At 45.9% G+C, this 24,609-nt stretch carries 20 protein-coding genes; 9 read left to right on the top strand and 11 right to left on the bottom strand.

Annotated elements, in window-relative coordinates:
- Positions 1–226: 226 nt before the first annotated feature.
- Positions 227–1,126: an acetylglutamate kinase gene (gene argB / locus RIE73_RS35305; RefSeq protein ID WP_446405602.1), complete on the bottom strand. Its 900-nt coding sequence runs from the start codon at positions 1,124–1,126 to the stop codon at positions 227–229.
- Positions 1,127–1,390: 264 nt separating this feature from the next.
- Between argB and RIE73_RS35310 the strand changes: the two genes are divergently transcribed.
- Positions 1,391–2,185, top strand: a complete 795-nt coding sequence (locus RIE73_RS35310) for a hypothetical protein (RefSeq protein ID WP_446405603.1) — start codon at positions 1,391–1,393, stop codon at positions 2,183–2,185.
- Between the two features lie 218 nt (positions 2,186–2,403).
- Here RIE73_RS35310 and RIE73_RS35315 read toward each other — a convergent pair whose 3' ends face one another.
- The 3 genes from RIE73_RS35315 to RIE73_RS35325 all read right to left on the bottom strand — a co-directional run bounded on the left by RIE73_RS35315 (position 2,404) and on the right by RIE73_RS35325 (position 5,245).
- A complete protein-coding gene (locus RIE73_RS35315) occupies positions 2,404–2,625 on the bottom strand; it encodes a hypothetical protein (RefSeq protein ID WP_446405604.1) in 222 nt (73 codons plus the stop codon).
- Positions 2,622–4,385 carry a S8 family peptidase gene (locus RIE73_RS35320; RefSeq protein ID WP_446405621.1) on the bottom strand — a complete coding sequence of 588 codons (1,764 nt, stop codon included), beginning with the start codon at positions 4,383–4,385 and terminating at the stop codon, positions 2,622–2,624. The genes RIE73_RS35315 and RIE73_RS35320 overlap by 4 nt, the downstream gene beginning before the upstream one ends.
- Before the next feature lie 254 nt (positions 4,386–4,639).
- The gene (locus RIE73_RS35325) at positions 4,640–5,245 is read right to left on the bottom strand and encodes an HD-GYP domain-containing protein (RefSeq protein WP_446405605.1); all 606 of its coding nucleotides are present in this window, start codon (positions 5,243–5,245) and stop codon (positions 4,640–4,642) included.
- 210 nt (positions 5,246–5,455) lie between these two features.
- Here RIE73_RS35325 and RIE73_RS35330 point away from each other — a divergent pair, with 210 nt between their 5' ends.
- A complete protein-coding gene (locus tag RIE73_RS35330; protein WP_446405606.1) occupies positions 5,456–6,247 on the top strand; it encodes a YdcF family protein in 792 nt (263 codons plus the stop codon).
- A 282-nt stretch (positions 6,248–6,529) separates the two neighbouring features.
- Here RIE73_RS35330 and RIE73_RS35335 read toward each other — a convergent pair whose 3' ends face one another.
- From RIE73_RS35335 to RIE73_RS35355, 5 genes are all read right to left on the bottom strand, one after another.
- A complete protein-coding gene (locus tag RIE73_RS35335) occupies positions 6,530–7,759 on the bottom strand; it encodes an ATP-binding protein (RefSeq protein ID WP_446405607.1) in 1,230 nt (409 codons plus the stop codon).
- Positions 7,760–7,764: 5 nt separating this feature from the next.
- Positions 7,765–8,205 (bottom strand): response regulator, encoded by a 441-nt coding sequence (locus RIE73_RS35340; RefSeq protein WP_446405608.1) that lies wholly within the window; start codon positions 8,203–8,205, stop codon positions 7,765–7,767.
- 277 nt (positions 8,206–8,482) lie between these two features.
- Positions 8,483–10,360, bottom strand: a complete 1,878-nt coding sequence (locus RIE73_RS35345; RefSeq protein ID WP_446405609.1) for a sensor histidine kinase — start codon at positions 10,358–10,360, stop codon at positions 8,483–8,485.
- A gap of 136 nt (positions 10,361–10,496) precedes the next feature.
- Positions 10,497–12,887 (bottom strand): PAS domain S-box protein, encoded by a 2,391-nt coding sequence (locus RIE73_RS35350; RefSeq protein ID WP_446405610.1) that lies wholly within the window; start codon positions 12,885–12,887, stop codon positions 10,497–10,499.
- Positions 12,888–13,289: 402 nt separating this feature from the next.
- The gene (locus tag RIE73_RS35355) at positions 13,290–13,625 is read right to left on the bottom strand and encodes a cupin domain-containing protein (RefSeq protein WP_446405611.1); all 336 of its coding nucleotides are present in this window, start codon (positions 13,623–13,625) and stop codon (positions 13,290–13,292) included.
- A gap of 229 nt (positions 13,626–13,854) precedes the next feature.
- Between RIE73_RS35355 and RIE73_RS35360 the strand changes: the two genes are divergently transcribed.
- The 5 genes from RIE73_RS35360 to RIE73_RS35380 all read left to right on the top strand — a co-directional run bounded on the left by RIE73_RS35360 (position 13,855) and on the right by RIE73_RS35380 (position 20,129).
- Positions 13,855–14,379, top strand: coding sequence for a DUF3122 domain-containing protein (locus RIE73_RS35360; protein ID WP_446405612.1), 525 nt, complete (start codon positions 13,855–13,857; stop codon positions 14,377–14,379).
- Between the two features lie 114 nt (positions 14,380–14,493).
- Positions 14,494–14,625: a hypothetical protein gene (locus RIE73_RS35365; RefSeq protein WP_446405613.1), complete on the top strand. Its 132-nt coding sequence runs from the start codon at positions 14,494–14,496 to the stop codon at positions 14,623–14,625.
- Between the two features lie 10 nt (positions 14,626–14,635).
- On the top strand, positions 14,636–16,186 hold the full coding sequence (locus tag RIE73_RS35370) for a glycosyltransferase family 39 protein (protein ID WP_446405614.1): 1,551 nt from the start codon (positions 14,636–14,638) through the stop codon (positions 16,184–16,186).
- Positions 16,187–16,354: 168 nt separating this feature from the next.
- Positions 16,355–17,185: a prepilin peptidase gene (locus RIE73_RS35375; protein WP_446405615.1), complete on the top strand. Its 831-nt coding sequence runs from the start codon at positions 16,355–16,357 to the stop codon at positions 17,183–17,185.
- 163 nt (positions 17,186–17,348) lie between these two features.
- A complete protein-coding gene (locus RIE73_RS35380) occupies positions 17,349–20,129 on the top strand; it encodes a GAF domain-containing protein (protein ID WP_446405616.1) in 2,781 nt (926 codons plus the stop codon).
- Between the two features lie 338 nt (positions 20,130–20,467).
- On the opposite strand, the gene RIE73_RS35385 is transcribed toward RIE73_RS35380, so the two are convergent.
- Complete coding sequence (locus RIE73_RS35385; protein ID WP_446405617.1) at positions 20,468–21,313, bottom strand: transposase; 846 nt, start codon at positions 21,311–21,313, stop codon at positions 20,468–20,470.
- A gap of 158 nt (positions 21,314–21,471) precedes the next feature.
- Entirely contained in the window at positions 21,472–22,101 is a 630-nt protein-coding gene (locus tag RIE73_RS35390) for a hypothetical protein (RefSeq protein WP_446405618.1), read from the bottom strand.
- A gap of 426 nt (positions 22,102–22,527) precedes the next feature.
- On the opposite strand from RIE73_RS35390, the gene RIE73_RS35395 reads away from it, so the two are divergent.
- Entirely contained in the window at positions 22,528–22,929 is a 402-nt protein-coding gene (locus tag RIE73_RS35395) for a beta-lactamase hydrolase domain-containing protein (RefSeq protein WP_446405619.1), read from the top strand.
- 21 nt (positions 22,930–22,950) lie between these two features.
- Positions 22,951–24,345: an MBL fold metallo-hydrolase gene (locus RIE73_RS35400; protein ID WP_446405620.1), complete on the top strand. Its 1,395-nt coding sequence runs from the start codon at positions 22,951–22,953 to the stop codon at positions 24,343–24,345.
- The last annotated feature ends 264 nt before the right edge of the window (positions 24,346–24,609 follow it).

Raw genomic sequence — 24,609 nt, forward strand, 5'->3', positions numbered from 1 at the left:
TGTAAAAAACCTAGCACCTAGCGTGAGAAAGATACTCCCAGGACAACGATTGTGGGTTGGATTAAACCCTCTTCCCTTCTGCCTTCTGCCTCCTGCATAAAAGCCTTTTCCCCACCACAAGACTTATTCAGCAGACCCTAAGTAGTGAGGGAACCTCAGCCCTCTCCAGCTCGGAGAACTAAAGTTCTCACTACAAACAAAACCCTATTTTAAGTGGGTCAAGCCACTACGTCGTAAATTCAGAAGCCACAATCATAGAACCAATTCCTTTATTGGTAAAAATTTCTAAAAGTAGAGCGTGGGGGATTCGACCATCAATAATATGAGCCGCCCGTACCCCTTGAGCTAGCGATCGCACACAACAGTTAACCTTAGGTATCATACCGCCAGCCACAACGCCTGATGCCATTAACTCTCGTGCTTGTTGGATATCCAGCTTAGCCATGAGAGTGGAAGGATCTTTGTAATCCTGCAAAATCCCCGGAGTATCAGTGAGTAGAATTAACTTTTCTGCTCCCAAAGCGGCAGCAATTTCGCCAGCAACGGTATCAGCATTGATATTATAGGCTTGACCCGTTTCATCAGCCGAAACACTTGACACAACCGGAATATAGCCACTTTTGACCAAAGAGTCCACCAGTTTAATATCCACACTGCTGACTTCTCCAACAAAGCCAATCCCCTGGCGCCCTTCCGGACGGGCTTTGATTAAATTCCCGTCTTTACCGCAAAGTCCCACGGCTAAACCCCCAGCCCGGTTAATTAGCGAGACTAACTCTTTATTCACTCGCCCCACGAGAACCATTTCCACCACATCCATCGTGGGTGCATCCGTTACCCGCAACCCATCCTTAAACTGCGGTTCAATCCCCAGCTTATCCAACCAGCTATTAATTTCTGGACCACCGCCGTGAACCACGACAGGACGAACGCCGACACAGGATAAGAAGACAACATCCCGAATCACTTTATCTTTGAGGCTGCTATCCTTCATCGCCGCCCCCCCATACTTAACCACAACCGTCCTCCCAGCAAACTGCTGGATGTAAGGTAGGGCTTCACTGAGTATCTGCACACGGGTTGCTTCGGCTTCCCGGATTAAATCGTGATTGCTTTTGTTTGGCATTGACCGGAACTGGAAGACTAATAAATATATCCCAAGCAGTTTAGATCATTTTTTTATCAATATCTCCCCCTGCTTCCAGACGTAGCATGCTACGTCTCTACATCGCTTCCCCAGCTTCCCCATCTCCCTATTCGCCAAAATCCTCCATGGGATAGAGTTGATTGCTACTCCTGAGAAAGATGCGATCGCGGCTAGATTGCCTTTGAATGAATGGTGGAAGCCTTAACTTCTAAGATTTGCTGAATATTCAGAGGACATTCATACATGTTTATTAAACACTATCGTAAAAGCTTACCTGCTAGTGCGATCGCCTTAGCGCTGATGGCGGTGCTGCTTCCCTCCTGCGCCGACACTACCCAAGATGTTGTCACCGATGGACAAGAGGAAGAAAACGTAACGGCTGAGGAAGTCGAGGAGAACACCGAACAACTCATCGGTCAAAGCGTGAGCATCAGAGGCGAAGTGAGAGATGTTCTGGATAATGTCACCTTTACCCTCTCAGAGGATGAGCTTTTTGGTGATGAGATTATCGTGGTCAATACCTCAGGCGAACCCTTTATGCTGCCAGAAGAGGAGGATGTTGAAGTCCAAGTCACCGGTGAAGTGCGTCAGTTTAATATGGTAGAGTTTGAGGAAGAATTCGACTTAGACTTCCAATTCGATACCGACTACGAACAACAGCCTGCTATTGTCGCTGAATCACTGGCACTTGCGCCCAAACCCGGAGAAATTACCGAAGATCCTAGCCAATTCTACAATCAAACTGTGGCTGTAGAGGGTGAAGTGGAAGAAATCATGAGTAACAATACCTTTACCCTCGATGAAGATCAGTTAGCCGGTGGCGGTGACTTGTTAGTCTTCACCTTAGTCCCACCGGAGAGAACCATGGTCGAAGGTGAAGATGTTGTCGTGACAGGTGAGATACGTCCCTTTATCGCGGCTGAATTTGAGCGGGATTATGATTTAACCTGGGATTTGGATGTCAAACGCCAACTGGAAGCCGAATACGAGAATCAGCCTGTATTCATTGCTAAATCCATCTATCCCTCTGCTCAATAGTTGAATTAATTAGAAGATTAATTAATTAGATCCCCGACTTCTTCAAGAAGTCGGGGATCTAGTCAATGGGAGCTAATCGGGTTTACGTTAAGTTATAGGCACTACGCATTAGGGTTAGGACAAACGAAGAAAAATTCAAATCGCTTAATCCCTTGTCAGGTAAGCTTTTTTCTTCACTATTGCCTATTGCCTATTGCAAGAAAGCCTAGCGCGTAACGCTATATCACCTCAAAGGACTGCACTTGGAGAACAGGACCAATCATTGCTGTGGTCATTACATCCTCTCGCACCTGTCCTTGCACCTTCACGTTCAGGTTAGATTGCTTTAACTCATCGGGGAGATCCTGAAGTTCATAGGTTTCTCCAGACTCAGCCACTAATGCCCAAGTCCCGACACCAATATCCTTGTGTTCGATTTTGCCCGTGACATTAATGCTCATGCAAATCTCCCCTCTTCTTTAGAGGCAAAATAGGCAAGTCCGAAGCAGAGGAGAGCATTCGTCATTAAGAATAGACGCGCTCCAATGCCACTACCTAACCACAGAACACTGGGAGACATTATCGCACTCACCGCCAAACAACTGGCAACACCCAAGGCTGAACCAATCGCCACCCATTTCCATTGGGGATGTCCCAGGAACAATGCGATTAAGATAAAGGGAATCAGCACGCTGGCAAAAATGGGATTTAATACCCCACTACCTTGAACCGCAGTACCCAGTTCCGGAATCGAACTGCCCATGACTCGTAGGGGCCACTGGGGTAAGTCAAAGATATAGAAGCCACGCAGGAAAAATAATCCCGAACTTCCAGCTACTAACCCCGTGGTCAAACTCCAGCCAAAGGACAAATAGTTCCGTAAGAACCACGCCAAGAGGTAGGAACCCAGAACCATGAGAACTTTCGGCAGCAGCGCCACTGCACCACCATCAATCCAGAAGCGGAGATTCAGATACCCGTTATCGCGCAACCAACGGAAGAAATCACGGAAGGTAATTTGTCCCTTCGCCGCCAATTGCACTGCACCTGAGGCATCTAATTGTCCCGCGCCAAAGTGGTTGAGGGGATCATCTTCAATCTGGCGGCTGGATTGTTGGAGAACGGTGAAAATTTCATCAGGATCATTGATCCCACTCGCTTTCACCAAAGCTGCGACTCCAGCAACGTGGGGAGCTGCCATACTGGTACCTTGAAAGCCAGAAAAAACAGCCGTGTTGGTTTTGGGATTAATGGTTTCTTGGATAATCTTACCCGCTTCACTACCACCAGGGGCAGAAATGTCAACCCCTGCACCGTAGTTAGAATAGGGGGCTTTCACGCCAGCGGAATCTACCGCAGAAACACCGAGAACATGGGGATAGCGGGCGGGATAGGAGGCGGAATTTTGGTTAGCATTTCCTGCTGCTGCGATAATCGCCACACCTTTGTTATAGGCATAGTCGATCGCTTCTTGCATCAGTTGACTTTCACCGCCACCGCCCAAGCTCATATTGATCACATCCGCGCCATTATCGGCGGCGAATTTAATCGCTTCCGCGATATCGGAAATCGTACCACCGCCACCTGCACTCAAGACTTTTAAGGGCATGAGACTAGCTTCATACGCGACGCCAGCAACGCCGTAACTATTATTGGTGGATTGAGCAATAGTTCCAGCAACGTGAGTCCCGTGACCATTATCATCGAAGGCGTCAACTTTATCGTTTACGAAGTCGTACCCTTCGACGAGTTTGGTATCTTTGAGATCAGGAACCGGACTAACCCCAGTGTCAATCACCGCTACCGTAATCCCACTTCCCCGCGTCTCATCCCAGGCGGCTTCCACATTAATGCTGCGAAGATTCCATTGCTGGCTATAGCTGGGGTCGTTGGGAACAAAAAACGTACTGTAGATGTAGTTGGGTTCAATATATTCCGTGTCCTTTGCCAGTTCTGAGCGTTTGAGCTGACGCAGGACTTGTTTATCTCCCTCCAAAATGTAAATATTGTCAACGTCAGAGAATTCGCTATTGAGTCGCGGTGTCACGCCGTATTTTTGCGCGATCGCGTCCACCTCAGCGCTAATCTCTGTAGCGGGAATATCTTCCCGGAAATCCAGTACAATTGAGCCAAATTCCCCCTGATTTGCCAACCCTTTAAAGTTGAACAGGGCAAAACCTAGCCCAATCACAAACAAACACAGTAACAAAAACTTTTTCATGGCAACCATCCGTCTATCGTGCCAGTTTAATCTCTACCATAACCTATTGGTCATTGGTCGAAGAATTATTGCACTCTATCAGGGCGGGTGTAGGTGTAGGGTGCGTTAGCGAAGCGTAACGCACCATTTCAAACGTTAGAGGTAAAACCCGCCCCTACAATAGACGCTCCCCCATCTTCCCCATCTTCCCCATCTTCCCCATCTTCCCCATCTTCCCCATCTTCCCCATCTTCCCCATCTCCCCAATCTTCCCATCACCCGCCGCCTTGGTAGAACAGCTCCAGAAATCGGAAAAATTTCTCACATAAGTTGGGATCGCGTGCGCCTGCTTCCATCTCCTTGGTAATCTCCTCTATGGCTTGCATCCAGTAGGGGCGATCGCTTGAGGGTTCGTTCCGGGTGCGATGGAGTCGCTTACTGATAATCGCATCGGCGATGTTGACAAGCTGGAACACTTGGACAATAAATGGAATTTCATCGCCTTTGAGTCCTCTGGGATAGCCGGTGCCATTGAGTCGTTCTTGATGAGACAAGACTAGGGGGACAAATTCTCTCAACCCCGGAAGCTGCTTACAGATCAAAGCAGACACTTCGGGATACTCGCGAATTTTTACCCAATCCTGTTCACTTAAGGAACCGGGATTGAGTAAGATCGAGTCAGGAATGCTGAGTTTGCCTAAGCCATGACAGTAACTCAGGAAAACAAGCTGGCGAAGTTGGGTTTTGTTTAATTTCAGCCATCGCCCAAAATGTAAGCACATCGTTCGCAGACGATAGCAGCGCAAACCAGCCGTGACGTTTCGAGCCAGCTGGATTTGTTCAAGGAAATTTAAGATATCGGCGTCGCCGGGGCGAAGCATTCCACTTCAGAATGAGTTTAGGTTACTTTTATTGTTGCATTTTTGTTGAGGTTAGTGATCCCCACCTCAATTAACGCTTTTAGATACAGACCAGTCAGTTGGGTTAGGAGGAGGACTGTATAGCGCTTTATACAGTAGAGGAGTCTATTAGTGCATCTTTAACCTTACCATAAGGCTGGATACAATCAGAATTCTGTATTTAATTTTCGTATGTTTTTATTTCTCTCCAAGTTACTCCCCTTATTTGTATATCCATTAGGACTTGCTTGCGTACTCATGGTTGTGGCGTTAGTCTTGTCCTGGAAACGCCCCCGCTTGGTTCCTATCCCTATCGCCTTAGGATTAATCATCTTATTAGTCGCCAGTAACGGTTGGGTTGCCCATAGCATGGTTCAATCCCTAGAGTGGCAGCATATTCCGCCAACCGAGTTACCCCAGGCGGAGGCGATCGTGATTTTGGGTGGGGCGACTCGATCCGCCATTCCGCCGCGCCCTGCACCGGATTTAAATGAAGCAGGCGATCGCGTTTTCTATGGGGCGCAGCTTTATCAGCAAGGGAAAGCCCCTGTGATTATTGCCTCTGGGGGGCGGATTGAGTGGCGGGGTGGGGGTTCTCCGGAATCAGCGGATATGGCTCAAATCTTGGAAATGATTGGCGTTCCTCCCTCAGCTATTTTGCAAGATCCGGCGTCTCTGAACACTCACCAAAATGCCGTCAATGTGCGGCAAATTTTACAGCAAGAAGGGATAAAGCAGGTATTATTAGTGACCTCTGCCATGCATACGCCCCGCGCACTGCGGGTTTTCCAGCGTCAGGGGATTGATGTGATACCAGCACCGACTGATTTTTTGGTTACTCAACAAGAATTGAATGAACCGAATAGTAGTCTAGCGGCTATTTTATTGAATGGTTTGCCAGATACTCAAAATTTAGATATGACGACCCGGGCGATTAAGGAATATATTGGGACAGCCGTCTATTGGCTGCGAGGATGGCTATAGTATTAAAGGATTCAAGAAGGCAGAGAGTAGAGGGGCGGAGGGCAGAAGGCAGAAGAGAAGGAGGAAGATTATAATAGCGCAATCTTTGTAGTGCGTTAAGCGAAGCCATGCCGCAGGCTTTGCATCTTGCTCGCTACTAATACCTAATTTAAACGAATGACAGCTTAAGAATGCAGAAATCCAGAAGCCCCGATAAGTGAAGGGCGGGTTTTGCTCTTCACTTATCGGTGAGAAGCTTATCTGAGTACCTAAACCCGCCCCTACAATATGACTTATTATTTATTACTTAATTAAAGGTAATTTCACCGTAAAGGTTGTACCCAAACCGACCTCGCTTTTTACTGTAATCTCACCCCCGTGTAAATCAACACATTTTTTAACAATTGATAATCCTAACCCGGTTCCGGCAATCGTTCCCACATTTCCGGCGCGACTAAAGGATTCAAATAACTTCGCTTGATCGGCTGGGGGAATACCGATTCCCTGATCCTGCACCTGAAATACAACCTGCTTGTCTTCACAGGTTAACGTTAGCGTAATTTTACCCCCCTGCGGCGAATACTTAATCGCATTCGAGAGCAAATTAGTAATCATTTGTCGCAGTAACTTAGGGTCGAAATTAGCGCATTCACAACTCCCGTGATGCTTGAAAAATAGCTGATGTTTCTCATCGACAGTAATTTGTAATCCTTCAACGATTTCTTCAAAAAAGCTAACTAAATAGATAGGTTCTGGGTTGAACTCGACTTTCTCAAGTTCTGCTTTGTTAATAAATAGCACATCTTCCACTAAAGCGGTTAGATGTTTAACCGATGCCTGAATCCGCTGGAAATGTTTACGCTGTTTCTGTGCATCCAATTTGTGGAGATACCGTTCCAGAATTTCGGCAGATGAGTTAATTGTTGTCAAAGGCGTGCGGTATTCATGAGAAACAGTAGATATAATCCGGGATTTGAAATGGCTGAGTTCTTGTTCTTGAGCCAGCGCCAGCCGCAACTGAGATTCTAAGGTTCGTAATTGATTATTGGCTTGTTGGAGTTCACTGGTTCGTTCAGCGACGCGATGTTCGAGTTGTTCATTTGCCTGTTCTAATTGTTGCTCTTTTTGATTGAGTAATTGGATTATTTTAGCCCGTTCAATGGCATAGCGGATAGAACGCACTAATAAATTACTGTCAAAATCACCCTTAACTAAATAATCTTGCGCTCCTTTCTGAACCGCAATTGTGGCGAGTGATTCATCCTCTAAGCCACTGAGAATGACAATGGGGATCGTGGCAAACTGATTGTACACCTGCTCAACGGTTTCTAAGCCGAAACTGTCGGGTAATGACAAATCCAATAAGATGACATCATAAGCATCTTGAACCCTCGGCTGTAGTATCTCTTGCAAACAGCGATGGTGAGTAATTTGGAACGGAGTTGACTTGACCAAATCGAGGAATTCTGTGATTAAATCAGCATCACCGAGGTCATCTTCAATGAGTAATACTCGGATAGGAGAGGTGTCCATGGTAATTATTTGGGTGGAAGTTTGACAACGGTAAACCAGAAGTTTTCGATGGATTCGACAATTTTGATAAAGTCTTGCATACCCAGCGGTTTGGATACATAGCAGTTAGCACCCAGGTTGTAGGACTTCAGAATATCGTCCTCAGCATCAGACGTGGTTAAAACCACCACAGGGATGCGTTTAAAGTAGTTGTCACCTTTAATATCCTGGAGTACCTCACGCCCATCTCGACGGGGTAGATTGAGATCCAGTAGAATTAAGTCTGGCGAGATAGCCTGAGTATATTTCCCTTCTCGCCGCAAGTAAGCCAGCGCTTCAACCCCATCCCTGACACTATTGAGATTAATCTGTAATTTGGCATCTTCTAGGGCTTCTTCAATTAAGTCAATGTCCCCCGGATCATCTTCGACGAGGAGAATTTCAATCGCTTTAGTTGTTGGGTTCATCAAGCAGGTCATAACATACAGTGTTTGTGGATAATTCTCGCACTATTCCCATTTATGAGATAGTTCCCAAACTCTGGGGAAAACTAACGTTGTTTGTCATTTGTCAAAACACTGATTTCACGGATTTATTGGAGAGATAGGGGTAGGGAGGTGAGAGCTTATTGACACTGATTACACAGACAAGGAAAGTTCTCTCATCTTCCCCATCTGACACACCGAGCGTGTTACCGAGCGAAGTCGAGGTAAGTCGAGGTGTCCCTCATCTTCCCCATCTCTCCTACACGGCGGGTAGTGTAAAGTAAAAGGTGCTACCTTGTCCTAATTCTGATTCTACCCAGATTTGTCCGCCGTGACGTTCGACAATTTTTTTGCAGACGGCGAGTCCAATCCCTGTCCCTGGATACTCTTCCCGGTAATGGAGGCGCTGGAAAATGACAAAGATGCGATCGCGATACTGTGTCTCTATTCCGATACCATTATCCTGAACCGCAATCTGCCAAAATTGACCCTCTCGCGTCGCGGTGATATGGATGCGAGGCGGCTGTTGAGTACGGAATTTAATCCCATTGGTAATCAGGTTTTGCAGCAGTTGCGCCATTTGTGTCGGATTGGCGTTCACTTTTGGTAAAGAATCGGCGGTAATTATTGCCTGATTTTCTTTAATCAGAGGACTTAAATCTGCCAGGGTTTTATTAAGAATTCCTCCCAAATCTGTGGGTTCGGGAATCAGTTCCGGTTTACTTACCCGTGAATAGGTTAACAAGTCGCTAATCAGGCTTTGCATTCTCTGGGTCGCATCGGTAATATAGGCGATATATTTATCAGCGCGTTCGTCCAGTTTACCTCGATAGCGTTTCACCAACAAATCACTGTAACTCCTAATTTTTCGCAGCGGTTCTCGCAAATCATGGGAGGCGACATAAGCAAACTGTTCTAAGTCTTGATTAGAACGGGCTAAATCCGCGATCGCGGCTTTAAGTTCTTGTCTGGCTTGTTTGCGTTCGCTAATATCTCGACATAAGGCTAATATGCGACAATCCTCGTCGGTGTCGATCACTCTGGCATTAACTTCAATCGGAATAATTGTACCATTTGCATGACAATAATCAATCTCTAAATTTTGTACCGATCGTTCCACGAACGCCTTTTGCACTTCCGCCGCATTGCGTTCTAAATCATAAGGTGCTGTCCAATCTAAAACTGTTTTACCGAGAATATCGGATACATTACAATGTCCCGTAACGCGACTATATTCCTGATTTGCATCCAGCACTTTACCCTGTTGATCCAGTACCACATAACCCGTCTGCGTGGTATCAATTAACGCCCGATATTTTGCCTCACTTTGCTGTAAAGCTTCTTCAGCGCGTTTGCGATCCGTGATATCACTAATTGAACCCGCCATTCGCGTCGGTTTTCCCATTTCATCCCAAATTGCTTGCGCCCTAGCGTAAATCCAGCAATAGTCGCCAGATTTTTGGCGGAGGCGATACTCTATGGCATAAGGAACGTGATTCTCTAAGTGATCTTGCATCGCCGCCATAACGCGATCGCGATCCTCTGGATGGACTTTAGATTCCCAGAAATTATAATTATTTTCGCCTTCTTGTTCCTCATAACCCAAAATCTGTTTAAATCGGGGTGAGTAATAAACCTCCCCGGTACTAATCTTCCAATCCCATAATCCATCACCTGACCCCCGAACCGCTAAAATAAATCGCTCTTGCGTTTCCCGCAATGATGTTTCTATGTCCTCTCGCTGGACAATTTGAGTAGCTAATTCATCGTTAATTTGTTTCAGTTTGGCGGGACTGGGTAAGTTTAAGGCTTGCGGCAGTATTGGCATTATTACCAAAGCTGTGTAGATAGAAATAAAAGCGGTTATGGCTTTAATCAATCCCGATACCCAATAGATAGGATACCAAAGGGTGACAATCCCCATTAAATGAGTCGTACCACAACTAATAATAAAGGCACTAAATAACCAAAATAGTCCTTTAAAAGGTACATCTTGCCGCTTTTGGATAAAGTACAGCAGTGTAATCGGAATCGAATAGTAGGCTAAGGCGATCAAACCATCAGCAACAACATGCAATCCAACTAAATTCGTTTGCCAAAGATAACAATGTCCGTGGGGAATATACATAATGGTCATTTTTTAGGGAACAGGGGAAGTAACGTTTTGGATATGGTTTTGTGTAGGGGCGGGTTTCACTACTCTCGTTTCTTTTCTAACCCAGATGCGACTAAACCCGCCCCGACCGAGTGTTCCAGACGTAGATGCTATGTTTCTACTTTATTAACGTGAAGTGGAAGGTACTTCCCTGACCCAATTCCGACTCGACCCAAATTTTTCCGCCGTGACGTTCCACTATCTTTTGACAAATGGCTAACCCAATCCCTGTTCCTGGATACTCTTCGCGGTAATGTAGGCGTTGAAAAATGGCAAAAATGCGATCGCTATAGTTAGGATCAATGCCAATCCCATTATCTTGAATGGAAATCTGCCAAAAATCATCCTGACAGTCAGCCTTAATATTAATTTGTGGCGGCTGTTCGCGGCGAAATTTAATCGCATTGGCAATTAAATTCTGTAAAACTTGCCTAATTTGTAAAGAATTAGCTTGCACAATGGGAAGGCGTGTGGTATTAATAATTGCCTGATTTTCTTCAATCGCTGGACTTAAATCCGTTAACGTCTGCTGAAGAATTTCACCTAAATCAGTAGGTTCTAAAACCAGTTCATTGCGACTGACTCGTGAATAGGTCAATAAATCCGTAATTAACGCCTGCATCCGGATGACACTATCGGTAATATAGCTAATATATTTATCCGCTCGTTCATCTAACTGACCCTGATAGCGTTTCACCAATAAATCACTATAACTCCTAAGTTTCCGCAGGGGTTCTCGCAAATCGTGGGAGGCGACGTAGGCAAATTGTTCTAATTCTTGGTTAGAACGCTGAAGCTGTTGATTCAGTTGTTGGAGTTGTTCCTCAGCCTGCTTACGTTCTGTCTGATCCTGCACCAGAGACAGAATAGAAACGACAGCGTTTGATTCATCAAACAACACAGAGTTATACCACTGGCAATATAATACATTGCCATCTTTAGTTAGATTCCGGTTTTCAATAATCTCAGGTGGCGATTCTGGATTCAACAGGTTTAAGGCTTTCTGATGGACAAATTCTAGGTCATCCGGATAAACAAATTGCCAATCATTCAACTGTTTGTCCAGAACCTCCTCCGCCTTCCAGCCAAAAATACGCTCGGCTTGTTTTGACCAACCCTGAACCCGAAACTGACTATCCCACTCTATCACTCCCAAGGGGGAATTTTCGACATGAAATCGTAATTGTTTATGGGCATTTTCTAACTCAGCCGTTCGCTGTTTGACCCGCTGTTCTAAGTCTTCATTGGTTTGACGCAGGACATCCTCAACCCGTTTATAGTCAGTAATATCTTCAGCGATACCGAGAACCAGTTTTGGTAATTCTTCAAGGGTTCGAGAAAAAACCGTCTCTCGACTCCGCAGCCAGCGCCATTCTCCATTAGCATGTTTTATCCGATACTCAAGGGTGAGATGCTCGTCCTCTGCAAGAGTTGTAAAGCGCTGTTGATGGTCTAGAATGTGAGGAATATCCGCTGGATGTACCAGATGAGACATTAAATCTGTACCGATATCTTGAATGTCTTCGGGTGTATACCCTAACCGTTCAACCGTAGAACGATTGGCATAAACATTGCGTTGTTCTATCACATCATAGAGGTACAAGATATTGGGAACTGTATCCGCAATGCGTTGACTAAAGTGCTGACTGTCGCGCAAGGCTTGTTCGGCTTGTTTCCGGAGACTAATATCACTACCAATCCCCAAAAATCCGACGATTTGGTTATCGGAGTTATATAAAGCAGTAATCGAGAGTAAAACCGGAAAGCGACTCCCATCGTGGCGAATATAAGTCCATTCTCGTTCATCAATCTCTCCCCGACGAGCCTTGGTGATAAATGTCTCAAATCCAGGTTGAATCGGAGTATTAAGTTCTTGGCAAAGTTCGCGCGATCGCTCTACAATTTCGTTAGGGTCATGAAATAGAGCGGGTGTGGTTTTACCAACCACTTCTGATGCCGAATAACCGAGGCATTTTTCAGCGGCTCGATTAAAGGTAGAAATCGTACCATCAACAGTAGTAGAGATAATCGTATAATTGGCACTATCTAAAATCGCTTGATTCAACGTCGCCAATTCTCGCAGCGCCTTTTCTGTCTGTTTACGTTCTGTGATATCCTGACCTGTAGCCATTACATACTCAACAGTCCCCTGTTCATTCAAACAAACCGTATCCATCCACGCAATCCAGCGCCAGTCTCCATCCCGCGTCACCCAGCAGCTTTCACAGGGTTTGGGGAAATCATCGGGGATTAAGTGATCAAAAATGGCTTGAATTGAGGCGACATCTTCCGGCAAGATTAATAAATCCCAAGCATATTTACCTTGGACTTCCTGGCGCAAATAACCCGTTAACTGTTCACAGGCGTGATTGAAATAAACAATTCGTCCTTGAGCATCCAGAACAACAACCAACGCCCCGATTAAATCCAATAGCGCTGCGGTTAAGTCGGGTTGTTCCTTCAGGGCGTTAAGCGGTAGGGATTCGGGGGTGGGTAATGGTTGACTCATGAACATCCTTTGGCAAAAGCGGGACTAGCTTGACGGCTATACTAAAGTATTCCCGTTTCGCCGAGGGGATGTATCATATCTAGGTTAATTGGGGATTGGGAACATGTAGAGAGCGGGTTTGACTATTATCGTTTCTTCCCTCACCCAGATGCAACTAAACCCGCCCCTCACATCTTGCACCTATCGCTGTCTTCCCGCCTTGGGTTTAAACCCAATGAACAATTTGATGAATTAACCTTACGTCCAGAAACTGTAGGGGCGCAAAGCTTTGCGCCCGATTCAATGGTAAAATCTATTCCACAATTTTAGCTGTGTAACGCCGCCATCGTGAGGAGAGTGAAGCATAACGCAGCTTTGTTCAAGGCTGATTCTGGCTCTTGACTTCTCCTCGGATTTTCAACCTCATTCATTTTTCCAGAGCGTTAACAGAAACGCCAAATTTTGTTCAGCTTTTAAAGCATGGGGCGCATTCGCCTCCATTGAAATAAACACGCCCGGTTCTAATTGAATCTCCTTACCCTCCAAAGTAAAGATCCCCTTTCCTTCAATCACATTAATCGTAGCGTTACGAGGTGACGTATGTTCAGAAATGCTCGTGTCCGCCGCCAGACAGAACAACGTGTGGTCACACTGGTCATCTTTATGGATAACTTTACTCACCACACCTCCTTCAGGATATTCGATACGATCGCGCAATTGCAATGAAAATGATGATTGGCTGGGAATTTGACTGGTCATGATGAATTTCTCCTATGGCACAATTTAAATAAGATATCCCATGTTAGCGAGAATAAAGGGCGACCCGATAAAATTTAATGAAGTTGAGTTGTTAATTTAGGTGGGCAGGTCGCCCCGACACATCTATCGCTGGTATTATTGATAGTTGTTTCTGGCGGGGGTAACGAATGCGCGAAGCCTTCTGGGGAAATATGCAAACATCTTTGAGTTAGCTTGATATCGAATACTTATGGTTCATCCTATTCAGCGATACTTTTCTTTGCTTCTAACGCTTGGTAGATTCCTGCTGGTATTACTCCTATTTCAAGCCACAGTCCTGACTCCGCCAGCCGTTGCTGTACTGCGACAACACCAAGACGCCCCCGGAATCATGCGCTATCATTCCCAGGAGTCATTAAAAGATGTATCCGGACGAACTTGGCAGGTGGTTCTGTTCAAAAAAATCATACCAGGTCAGCCAACGCACCTGAATCTGCGGTTAGTCGGCTTTCCGGGTATCGCTGAGTTTACCCATCCCCAATTCCTGGAAATTGCCACAGCAGGTGGTAAACTGCTCACCGCCCCTGATGTCTTTGCCCAAGAAGCGCCAGCGCCTAATGTGGGTCAGTATGATGTCACCGATGTCTTTGCCCAATTACAAGCGGATGAATCCCTGACCCTTTCCATACCCCTTAAACAGGGACAACCCCTTTCCTTAACCATTCCCCAATCATTGGTTATCGAGTGGCAATTATTGGTCACAGAAATCCTGTAATTTCCCGTTTTTAAGACTTTTCACGGCATCTAACCCATCATTTTTGACGGGAATGGGGTACTCGCCGGAAAACTGCGACAAGCGATCGCAGGTTGGGGAACCGATGAAGCGGGATTGAAAGCGGCGCTATCTGGACTCACCGCCCAAGAGTTTAGCCAGCTTCCCGAAACGATTGATCAATTACTCAGTGCCGAAGCCTCACCACAAGACTTATTCAGCAGCCCCTATAATAAGGCGCGTGGGTGAAAATTGGTGAATGATGTTAAAAAAATTACCCTTAAGTCCAACCGGATGGCGCAACTTAGTGATTGCCTTAATCGTACTGGGAATCTTTTTCCGCGTCTACAACCTCGATCGCAAGGTTTACTGGTACGATGAGACGATGACCTCGATGCGAATCTCTGGATATACCCAAACCGAAGTCATCCAGCAGGCGTTCGACGGCGAAGTCATTCCAGTTGCCACGTTCTTAGAGCGGTATCAGTATCCCACGCCGGAAAAAGATCTCAATGACACGATTAACGCCTTAGCCGGAAATCCAGAACATTCACCTCTCTATTATTTAATGGCACGGTTCTGGTTACAACTCTTTCCGGATTCAATTGTAACGATTCGCAGCTTATCCGTGTTAATTAGTTTCCTGGCATTTCCTTGTATGTACTGGTTATGTTGGGAGCTGTTTGGGTTATCTGCAGTCAGTTGGGTTGGCGTTGTTATTCTAGCCATTTCTCCGTTCCATATTTTGTACGCCCAAGAAGCACGGGAATATAGTTTGTGGACGGTGACTATTCTATTATCAAGTGCCGCGTTATTACGAGCCATCCGATTGAAACGTTTACGGAGTTGGGGAATTTACGGGATAACTGTGGCGCTAGGACTTTATACTCATCCCTTTTCCGCCTTCGTTTCTATCGGACATGGGATTTATAGTTTAGTCACTGAAGGATTTCGCTGGAGTCGCCAACTAACCAAGTATTTATTATCGTCTCTACTCGGGGTACTCCTATTTTTACCCTGGCTGGGAATTGTCATCACCCATTTTTCCAAGTTCGTGGATAATACTGCCTCAGTTAACTTAAATCGAGAAGGATTTTTACCCTTATTTTGGGGGTTAAATCTGAGCCGAATTTTCTTTGATGTGAATCAAGGCATCAGTCCATTTAGTCCCCTGCATTACCTCAGTGCTGGCTTCGCCATCTATGCGCTTTACTATCTGTACCGCAAAGCCCCTCTCAACGCTTGGGTATTTATTATCACCTTAATTGGGGTGACCGGACTCGCGTTAATTGGACCCGATGTGATTTTAGGGGGGCGTCGTTCGAGTATTACCCGCTATGCCATTCCCAGTTATTTAGGAATTCAAATCGCAGTCGCGTACTTAATGACCGCCAAAACTACCGCAATCAACGGCAAGACCAAGCATCTACAGCGCTGGCAATACGGCGCGATCGCACTGGCGTTTTGTGCTATTGTCTCCTGTATCGTCAGCGCCCAATTTCCGGTGTGGTGGCACAAAAGTCATAGTAAAAGCCGATATAATCCCCAAGTCACTGAGATTGTCAATCAAACAGAACGCCCCCTCATCGTTAGTGACAAAATTCCCGGAATTATGTTCTCACTCAGTCATTGGCTAAATCCAGAGGTTCATCTCCAGATGGTTCTCCCCCCTGGCGTTCCCGAAATTCCAGATACATTTTCCCCCATCTTTGTCTATCGCCCCACTCAAACCTTGAAACAAGGAATTCAAACCAATCATCAATTAACAGAAGAACCCCACTCCAAATCCTGGTTATGGAGAGTGGAATAGTTTGTTTGTAGTTGCGCTGTCTTCGCCCTAATCCTTTGCCTCATCACCCTCAAAGTCTAGCCAAAAAATATTATAAGTTAAATCGTACCAACTTAAGGCTAGTAAACAATGCCTAACGTCAAACTCGTTGGGTGTCGTTCCTCCACCCAACCTACAACATGATTCACCATGGATACTTTAATTATCATCATCACCGTTTTAATCGTCTTTGCCCTCGGCGCATCAATCGGCAGCTTTCTCAACGTCGTCGTTTATCGCCTACCCGCCAACTTATCCATCCTGTTCCCCCCCTCCCGTTGCCCCCATTGCTTACACAAACTCGGCAAACGAGAGAATATCCCCATCCTCGGTTGGCTGTGGTTAAAAGGGCGCTGTCGTCATTGTCGTAGTCGCATCTCTTGGCGTTATCCCCTAGTTGAAGCCATCACCGGATGCTTATTTTTATTCGTATTTTTACACTATAGTTTAAGCCTAGAAACCTTTGGCTATTGGGCATTTTTAAGCTGGTTATTAGCCCTATCCTTAATTGACCTCGATACCATGACTCTACCCAACTCACTCACCCAATCCGGATTAGTTGTAGGTATAGTCTTTCAAGGTGCATTCGCTTTTTTCCAAACGGCTCAACTTTCCGATATATCAGCTCAACTCATGACCGGAATTGGCGGTGCTGTTCTAGGACTTTGGTTATTTGACATCATCACCTTAGTCGGTTCTATCGTCTTTGGGCAAACCGCCATGGGGGGAGGAGATGCCAAACTCGCGGCGATGATGGGGGCTTGGTTGGGATGGAAGTATTTGCTATTAGCCGGGTTTTTAGCCTGTGCAGTTGGGGCATTTGCTGGGGGGGGTGCCATGGCGATGGGTTGGCTGAATCGGCGACAACCAATGCCCTTTGGACCGTTTCTGGCGTTAGGTGCAGGATTGACAGTTTTTTGGGGAGAAGCTATTCTGTCGGCTTATCTGCGGTTATTTTTTCCCCTATCGTTTGCCGTTTAATTAAGTCAGGCTTGCTGAATAAGTATAGGAATAGGGAACAGGGAACAGCGAACAGGAATGATTTGTCCCGTTTGCCGGATGGAGAAAGAGTAGAGTATAAAGAACGGCATAATCATTAAATCTACCATTTTAATAATCTTTCTTAAGAGTTTTTTATAATCCCATGGTATTAGCCGAATTTTTCATTCCCCACGGACATTGCTACCTCTGGAAGCCGGAATTAGTGGGGTTACACCTACTCTCTGATTTTCTCACCGCATTGGCATATTACTCCATTCCCCTAACGCTAACCTATTTTGTCACCAAAAGAAACGATATCCCGTTTAACTGGATTTTCTGGTTATTTAGTGGGTTTATCATTGCCTGTGGTACGACCCATATTATGGAAATCTGGACGCTTTGGCATCCAAATTACTGGTTATCCGGTTGGATAAAAGCCTTGACTGCCCTCATTTCCTTAGTCACCGCAGCAGAACTCGTCCGATTACTTCCCCAAGCCTTAGCCATCCCTAGCACCGCCCGACTCGAAGCCGAAATTAAGGAACGTCAAAAAGCCCAAGCGGAACTCTTGCAGGAGAAAACCCATCTTGCTCAAGCTCAAAGCGTTGCCCATGTGGGAAGCTGGGAATTTGATTTAGCCACCCAAGACATCACTTGGTCGGATGAAACCTTCCGCATTTATGGTCTCTCCCCAGGACAACCCACACCCACCTTATTAGAACATGGGCAAACGATTCATGCCGATGATAGAAAGGCTTGGAAAAAGACAGTTCACCAACTCGTTCGGGGAAAATCGTGCCAAGTGGAGTTTCGTATCTTGCGCCCTGATGGTTCTATCCGCCATCTTTTCGCCCAGGGAGAACCGATTTTCAATGCCCAAGGTCAGGTACATAAACTATTCGGTACTCTACTAGATATCAGCGATCGCGTCGCGGCGCAACAACGGGAACGGTTATTCGGCTCAATTGCCTTACGCATTCACAAATCCTTAGACTTGGATGAAATTCTTGACACCACCGTCACCGAGGTGCGACAGTTCCTAGAAACAGACCGAGTATTAATTTACCGCTTCAATCCAGACTGGAGTGGGCAAATCGTCGTCGAGTCAGTAGAGAAACCCTGGACAGCCGTTCTCAACACCACCCTCCATGACCCCTGTTTTGGCAAAGACTATGCCCAACTCTATCAGCAAGGTCGAGTCAGTGCGATCGCTAATATTTATACCGCAGGTTTACAGCCTTGTCATCTCCAGTTACTTGAACCCTTCCAAGTCATCGCCAATTTAGTCGTACCCATTATTTTAGGTGACAAACTTTGGGGATTATTAATCGTCCATCACTGCCGTAGTCAACGGCACTGGCAATCCTACGAAATCGAACTATTACAGCAATTAGCCACCCAAGTCGCGATCGCACTCCAACAATCGGAGCTATATTCTAAAGTACAGGCGGAACTCATCGAGCGGCAACGGATAGAGAAAGAGCTACGAGTCAGCGAACAACGATATCGTTCCGTCGTCACCGCCATGTCTGAAGGAATTCTCCTCCAGCAAGCCGACGGTCAGATTATTGCCTGTAATGTCAGTGCCGAAAACATTTTAGGACGTTCTGCTCAACAGATACTCGGACAAATCGGGATGAATTGGGGGGGACAAATCATTCAGGAAGATGGCTCTCCCTTCCCCAGCCAAGACCATCCCGCAATGGTAACCTTACGCACAGGAAAGCCCCAAGTAAGAGTAATTATGGGAATTTCCCCACCCGAAGCATCACTCCTATCCTGGCCAGTGAACGACTCACATCTTGGTGGAAACCAGGCAAAAAGCGGAGGGCTGAAATTACGACACAAGGAGCCAGGTTGCCAGGAACAAAGACATGATATCACCTGGATTAGCATGAATTCTCAACCATTGTTTAATCCCGGAGACAGCCAACCCTACGCCGTTGTCACCTCATTTTCCGACATCACCGAGAGCAAACGTTCCCAAGAAGCCTTGCACTTAATCACTCAGCAAGAACGAGAAAGAGCCTTGCAACTTGAGCAAGCCTTGCAGGAACTTCAACGCACCCAAGCCCAACTGGTACAAAATGAAAAAATGGTCAGTTTGGGGCAACTCGTGGCAGGTGTAGCACACGAAATCAACAACCCCACTAGCTTCATCTACGGCAACATCACTCCCGCCTCTGACTATGCACAAGACTTACTGCACCTAGTCCAACTCTATAGCAAACACTATCCCGAACCCGTTGCTGAGATTGCCGAATACATCGATTATATTGACCTAGACTTTATTGCCACCGATTTCCCCAAACTTCTCGCCTCAATGCAAGAAGGCGCTCGCCGCATCAGTGAAATTGTCCAATCCTTACGCCACTTTTCCCGACTTGATGAAGCTAAGTGTAAGCAGGTGAATCTTCATCAAGGCATCGATAGCACTCTGCTAATTTTAAAACATCGACTGACCCAACAAGGAAATCGTCCTCCGATTCAACTGGTTAAAGACTATGATCAACTGCCGTTAGTCAAATGTTATCCGGGTCAACTCAATCAAGTGTTTATGAATATTCTAAGCAATGCCATTGATGCCCTTGACGAAGCTCATAATCCTGTCTATTTATCAGGACTACCTTCAGCCAACCGACGGAATTGCCATGACTTATCAAAAACGCATCCTCAACCCTCACCGATGATTCGGATTCACACAGAATTCCTTGAACCCAACTGGGCAATTATTCGTATCACTGACAACGGTGCTGGCATCAACGCAGAGGTTCAATCCCGAATATTTGACCCGTTCTTTACGACAAAACCCGTTGGTCAAGGCACCGGTTTAGGATTATCAATTAGCTATCAGATTGTCGTAGATAAACACGGGGGACAACTTGAATGTCATTCCCATCCCCCTCAAGGAACAGAGTTTGTAATTAAGCTACCTGTCAAATAAATTTACAAATAAATTTAAATTGTAGGGGCGGGTTTAGGGACTCAATTCAACTATCCACCAATAACGGAACAACAAAACCCGCCCTTATCCACCGATATAGCACTACGCATTGAGGTTAGGGCAATAAAATTGGGTAAAAAGGGAATAGGCAATAGGTAATAGGCAATAGGGGAATGTCCTAACCTATGCCCGTAGTGCTATAACTCCCCCGCTCCCCCAGCTCCCCCAGCTTCCCCCGCTCCCCCCGCCTGACAGGTGTAGGTTTTTTACTTTAGGGTGGGGGCAAGACAAGGAGGACAAGGAAGGAAAGTAGACAAGGGAGAGAAGAGTCGTATAGTTCAAGACGTATTTAGGGAAAAAAATTGTCGTGGAAATAAACCCTTTAAGTAAATACCTTTACCACAAACTAAATCGGCAATAATATTGATTAACCCTTGTAAAAAGCAAGACATTTTCCTCGGTTGTTGTCTCAACTCCGATTTTGAATTTATACGATAATTTGGATTGGGTTGATCGTTAAACTGTTTTGATGGATGTTGCTGACCTTCACTCCCTACAGTTACTGTCCAGAGTGTTGCTATTGCCATGGCTAACCAAATTCTTTCGGCTCGGGCTGGTTCTCTTAAACGGGTTTTCTGCCACTGCCATCCATCGCTTTTTAGATCTCGATAACTTGATTCAATCCAAGCACGTAAACCATACCAAAAACTTTGAGCTTGTGTCGGTTCTAAGTCCGTAACAATTAACCAGGGTTCTTTATATCCTTCATCCCAACGTGCTAATAAAGTACATTCAAGAGAATGGTTCTTAAAACAAGTAACATAACCCGACCAACTTGTTCCTACTCTTGGGGCGACTGTATCTAAATGTCTCCATTTCTGATCACATCTAAGTTGATAGTTTCCTTGGTGATTAATTCTTAAAAAAGGATGCCAATTTAAGGAGCAAATTGCCTCAAATAGCCAGTCACCATATAGTCCCCTATCCGCTAATACGATTACTTGCCAATAGTCGGGGACTACATCCTTGACGTAGTGAAAAATATGAAGCCAATGAGGTTTCCAAGAACCTTTTTCTGTACCTTTAACAATTTTCCACGCTACGGGAATGCCACAACCTTGATAAAGAATATGAAGAGAAAGAACAGTAAAATTCTGACCAATATTGGTGGCATCTATTGCCAAGGGTAGCCATTTTTCTTCAGATTGCCATAAACTGAGAATCCATGTCCACTTTCCCTCCAGGTCTTCCTTGTCTGACCCCCATTATACCGTCAAGGTAAAAAACCTACCCTTGTGAGCTCCCCCCGCTCCCCTTCACCACAACACTTACTCAGCAACCCCTAATTCTGGGGCAATTGTCGCCGACTCCAAACCGGAACCCCATTTTCATTCCTTAACCTCAGGACTTGGTTTCCTTTTTGGACTTGAGCCGCAATTATGGCGGGGGTTCCTGCCATATTGACTCGGGAACCTTGAACCTGAATTCTGTCATTTGGCTCAATAGTCATCCCTTGGTTTTGCCAATACCAAGCTGGACCCAAATGGACCCAAACAGTTTCATTTCCCGTTCTCATCTGCATACGCATACCCTGAGACCGTCCGCGATTGGAGGTGAATCGGTCTACACTAACTACTTCACCCGTGATGGTTTCCACGCTATCCGGGTTATACATTCGGTTGCCCAAACCTCGGTGTCCCTGTCGCCCTCGTCCATGTCCCCAACGTCCTCGACCTGGGTGTCCATGTCCATGTCCATGTCCCCAGCGTCCTCGACCTCTAGGTGTATCGGGAGGAGATTGGGCTATCTCTTGATTGGTGTTAGCTCTAATTCCAGCATTCTGGTTAGAGAGGAGAGTCGATGCCTCTGTTGCTTTTTCACCCCACAAGGGACTGGTTCCCAGTGCCAACAGGGTTGAACCCGCAATCACTACTGCTCCAATAACGGCTTTATTGGGTAGGTTGATATTCATTTTTTCGTCCTCTTGAGTCTACTCAGAGGGTATTTGACAAATTCTGTTTCTATGGTGTCATTGCTTAAATGAACATATCCGCCACGCTTCAAGTGTGGGTTTGGCGTTGATTCAAACACCCTCTCTTTTCAGGCTAACACTTTCAGATAATTTCTACATTAAATTCCGCGTCAATAAAAAAATAGATCACTCTATTGACAATAATTTCTGCTAGTATCATGAGCAAGGTAACGTTTAGCTGAAGTCGCCTGTTAACTCACCACCGAAGCGTCTAATAAAATAGCCTAATCTCAAAATTACAACTATCGTTAGACAGAAATAAATCTCCTTCTCAGGTTAGATGAATTGTGCCAATTTTCAGCCAAGACTATGAATGGACTATAAATAGCCGACCTCAGAATAAATTGAACCGTAGCCACCAATCAGGTGACACCGGAACAACTGCAACAAGCGGCTCAAGAGGGGGTAAAATCGGTATTGAATCTGCGATCGCCCTCCGAAGAAGGATTCGCTAGCGATGAAAAGCAGCAAGCCGCCGCCGCTGGATTGCAGTATGTCAATATGCCCGTTAAACCCGATACCCTAACGGAAGAACTGGCAAGCCAAGTTCTCCAACAGATCGAGGAACTGCCCAAGCCAGCCCTCATTCACTGCAAGAGTGGGTTACGTTCGGGAATGATGGCATTAATGTATGTGGCAACTCGCGAAGGAATGACCGCCGAACAAGCCATGGAAAAAGGCAAAAGCATGGGCTTTGATTGTGAGAAATCCCCTCAAATGAAAGAATTCTTCAAAAATTATATTTCACAGCATTCATCAGCGAGTTAATAGTTACCAGGAGAACAAATCATGGCATTAGTTTTAGAACAAATTAACACCGAAGGATTGGCACAGTTATCCTATATCGTCGGAGATGATAAAGCAGGTGTAGCCGCCGTTATCGATCCGCGTCGCGACGTGGATATCTATTTGCAAATTGCGCGATCGCGGGGTGTGAGAATTACCCATATCTTAGAAACCCATATCCACGCCGACTTTGTATCCGGCGCATCGGAACTTCAAGCCCGTACTGACGCCACAATTTACGGCGGGAAGAGTGAGAATTATCAATTCCAGATACAGCAACTGAGTGAAGGGGACGAGTTACAACTGGGTACAGTTACCCTCCGCGCCCTGCATACGCCGGGACATACGCCAGAACACATCTGTTTGTTAATTCATGATGCTCAACAGGGGAAAGAACCTTTTGGTGTACTGACAGGAGACACGCTGTTTAATCTAGATGTTGGGCGTCCTGATTTAGTTGGTACAGGAACTGAGAAAAAACAGGCGGCGCAACTGTATCACTCATTATTCGACAAATTAGTCCCATTAGGCGATCGCGTGGAAGTCTATCCCTGTCATGGTGCGGGTTCAGCCTGCGGTAAATCCATAGGCGATCGCCGACAGAGTACAATTGGCAATGAACGGGTTTTTAGTGACGCCTATAAAGAACGAACCGAAGCCGAATTCGTCGAGTGGATTTTGAGCGATATGCCCGAACCCCCCACTCACTATTCCCGCTTAAAGAAAGTGAACGCTAAAGGCGCACCGATTAAAGGATCTGTGCCAACCTTGCAACCCTTATCCCCTCAAGAGTTTCAACAAAAGATGGCAGATAAAAATACCCTTGTCATCGATACCCGTTCCATGCTGGCATTTGGGGGTGGACATATTCCGGGTGCGATTAACATTGCCCTGCAATCTGCCTTTCCGAACTGGATAGGCTGGATGATTGACCCCGAAAAAACGCTGCTATTGGTTGTAGATAGTGCGCGGGATTTATCATTGGTTACCGAACAATTATTCCGCGTGGGTTACGATAACTTAGCCGGATATCTCCATAATGGGATGAAAAGTTGGCAGAATGCGGGGCTACCCTTGCAACACATTGGTGAGTGGACGGTGCATGAGTTGAATCAGCACAAGGAAGACTCAACGCTGACGGTGTTAGATGTGCGAACTGACAAAGAATTTCACAGTGGTTGCATCCCTGGCGCTGAACATATTTATGTTCCCCATCTCGAAGAAAAACTGGATAAGTTAGATAAAACTAAAACCGTAGCCACTTACTGTGGGAGTGGATATCGGGCATCTATAGCTGCCAGTTTGCTGCAAAAGCATGGGTTTGAGAATGTCATCAATATTCCCGGTTCATGGAGTGCCTGGAAAAGTGCCGATTTACCCGTGCAGCAACCTGCGTGATATCATGTCCGGTGGAATACTTACACTATCGGTTGAGACAAGGCAGAAGGCAGAAGGCAGAAGGCAGAAGGGCCTGAAGGGGTGACAAGCTCACGTCAAAGGTAGACAAAGGTAGGCAAGGTGTGGGGAACCGGGTGTGGGGTGTGGGGAAAATCGGTAAGAAACACAAAAGCCCATAAGAGGAGATAGGGTAAGGAGTGAGCGCTCTTTCTAGCGAGCCAACGCATAAACAATAGAGTTTTTTGTTACTCCCTTTTTAAAGTT

The sequence above is a fragment of the Coleofasciculus sp. C1-SOL-03 genome (assembly GCF_040220555.1).
Lineage (GTDB): Bacteria > Cyanobacteriota > Cyanobacteriia > Cyanobacteriales > Coleofasciculaceae > Coleofasciculus.

Coding starts and splice junctions, on each gene's coding strand:
- RIE73_RS35350 (WP_446405610.1), bottom strand. CDS start 12,887: ATGAGTCAACCATTACCCACCCCCGAATCCCTACCGCTTAACGCCCTG.
- RIE73_RS35340 (WP_446405608.1), bottom strand. CDS start 8,205: ATGAACCCAACAACTAAAGCGATTGAAATTCTCCTCGTCGAAGATGAT.
- RIE73_RS35320 (WP_446405621.1), bottom strand. CDS start 4,385: ATGAAAAAGTTTTTGTTACTGTGTTTGTTTGTGATTGGGCTAGGTTTT.
- RIE73_RS35315 (WP_446405604.1), bottom strand. CDS start 2,625: ATGAGCATTAATGTCACGGGCAAAATCGAACACAAGGATATTGGTGTC.
- RIE73_RS35335 (WP_446405607.1), bottom strand. CDS start 7,759: ATGGACACCTCTCCTATCCGAGTATTACTCATTGAAGATGACCTCGGT.
- RIE73_RS35370 (WP_446405614.1), top strand. CDS start 14,636: ATGATGTTAAAAAAATTACCCTTAAGTCCAACCGGATGGCGCAACTTA.
- RIE73_RS35390 (WP_446405618.1), bottom strand. CDS start 22,101: ATGAATATCAACCTACCCAATAAAGCCGTTATTGGAGCAGTAGTGATT.
- RIE73_RS35375 (WP_446405615.1), top strand. CDS start 16,355: ATGGATACTTTAATTATCATCATCACCGTTTTAATCGTCTTTGCCCTC.
- RIE73_RS35325 (WP_446405605.1), bottom strand. CDS start 5,245: ATGCTTCGCCCCGGCGACGCCGATATCTTAAATTTCCTTGAACAAATC.
- RIE73_RS35400 (WP_446405620.1), top strand. CDS start 22,951: ATGGCATTAGTTTTAGAACAAATTAACACCGAAGGATTGGCACAGTTA.
- RIE73_RS35330 (WP_446405606.1), top strand. CDS start 5,456: ATGTTTTTATTTCTCTCCAAGTTACTCCCCTTATTTGTATATCCATTA.
- RIE73_RS35380 (WP_446405616.1), top strand. CDS start 17,349: ATGGTATTAGCCGAATTTTTCATTCCCCACGGACATTGCTACCTCTGG.
- RIE73_RS35360 (WP_446405612.1), top strand. CDS start 13,855: ATGGTTCATCCTATTCAGCGATACTTTTCTTTGCTTCTAACGCTTGGT.
- RIE73_RS35345 (WP_446405609.1), bottom strand. CDS start 10,360: ATGACCATTATGTATATTCCCCACGGACATTGTTATCTTTGGCAAACG.
- RIE73_RS35310 (WP_446405603.1), top strand. CDS start 1,391: ATGTTTATTAAACACTATCGTAAAAGCTTACCTGCTAGTGCGATCGCC.
- RIE73_RS35355 (WP_446405611.1), bottom strand. CDS start 13,625: ATGACCAGTCAAATTCCCAGCCAATCATCATTTTCATTGCAATTGCGC.
- argB (WP_446405602.1), bottom strand. CDS start 1,126: ATGCCAAACAAAAGCAATCACGATTTAATCCGGGAAGCCGAAGCAACC.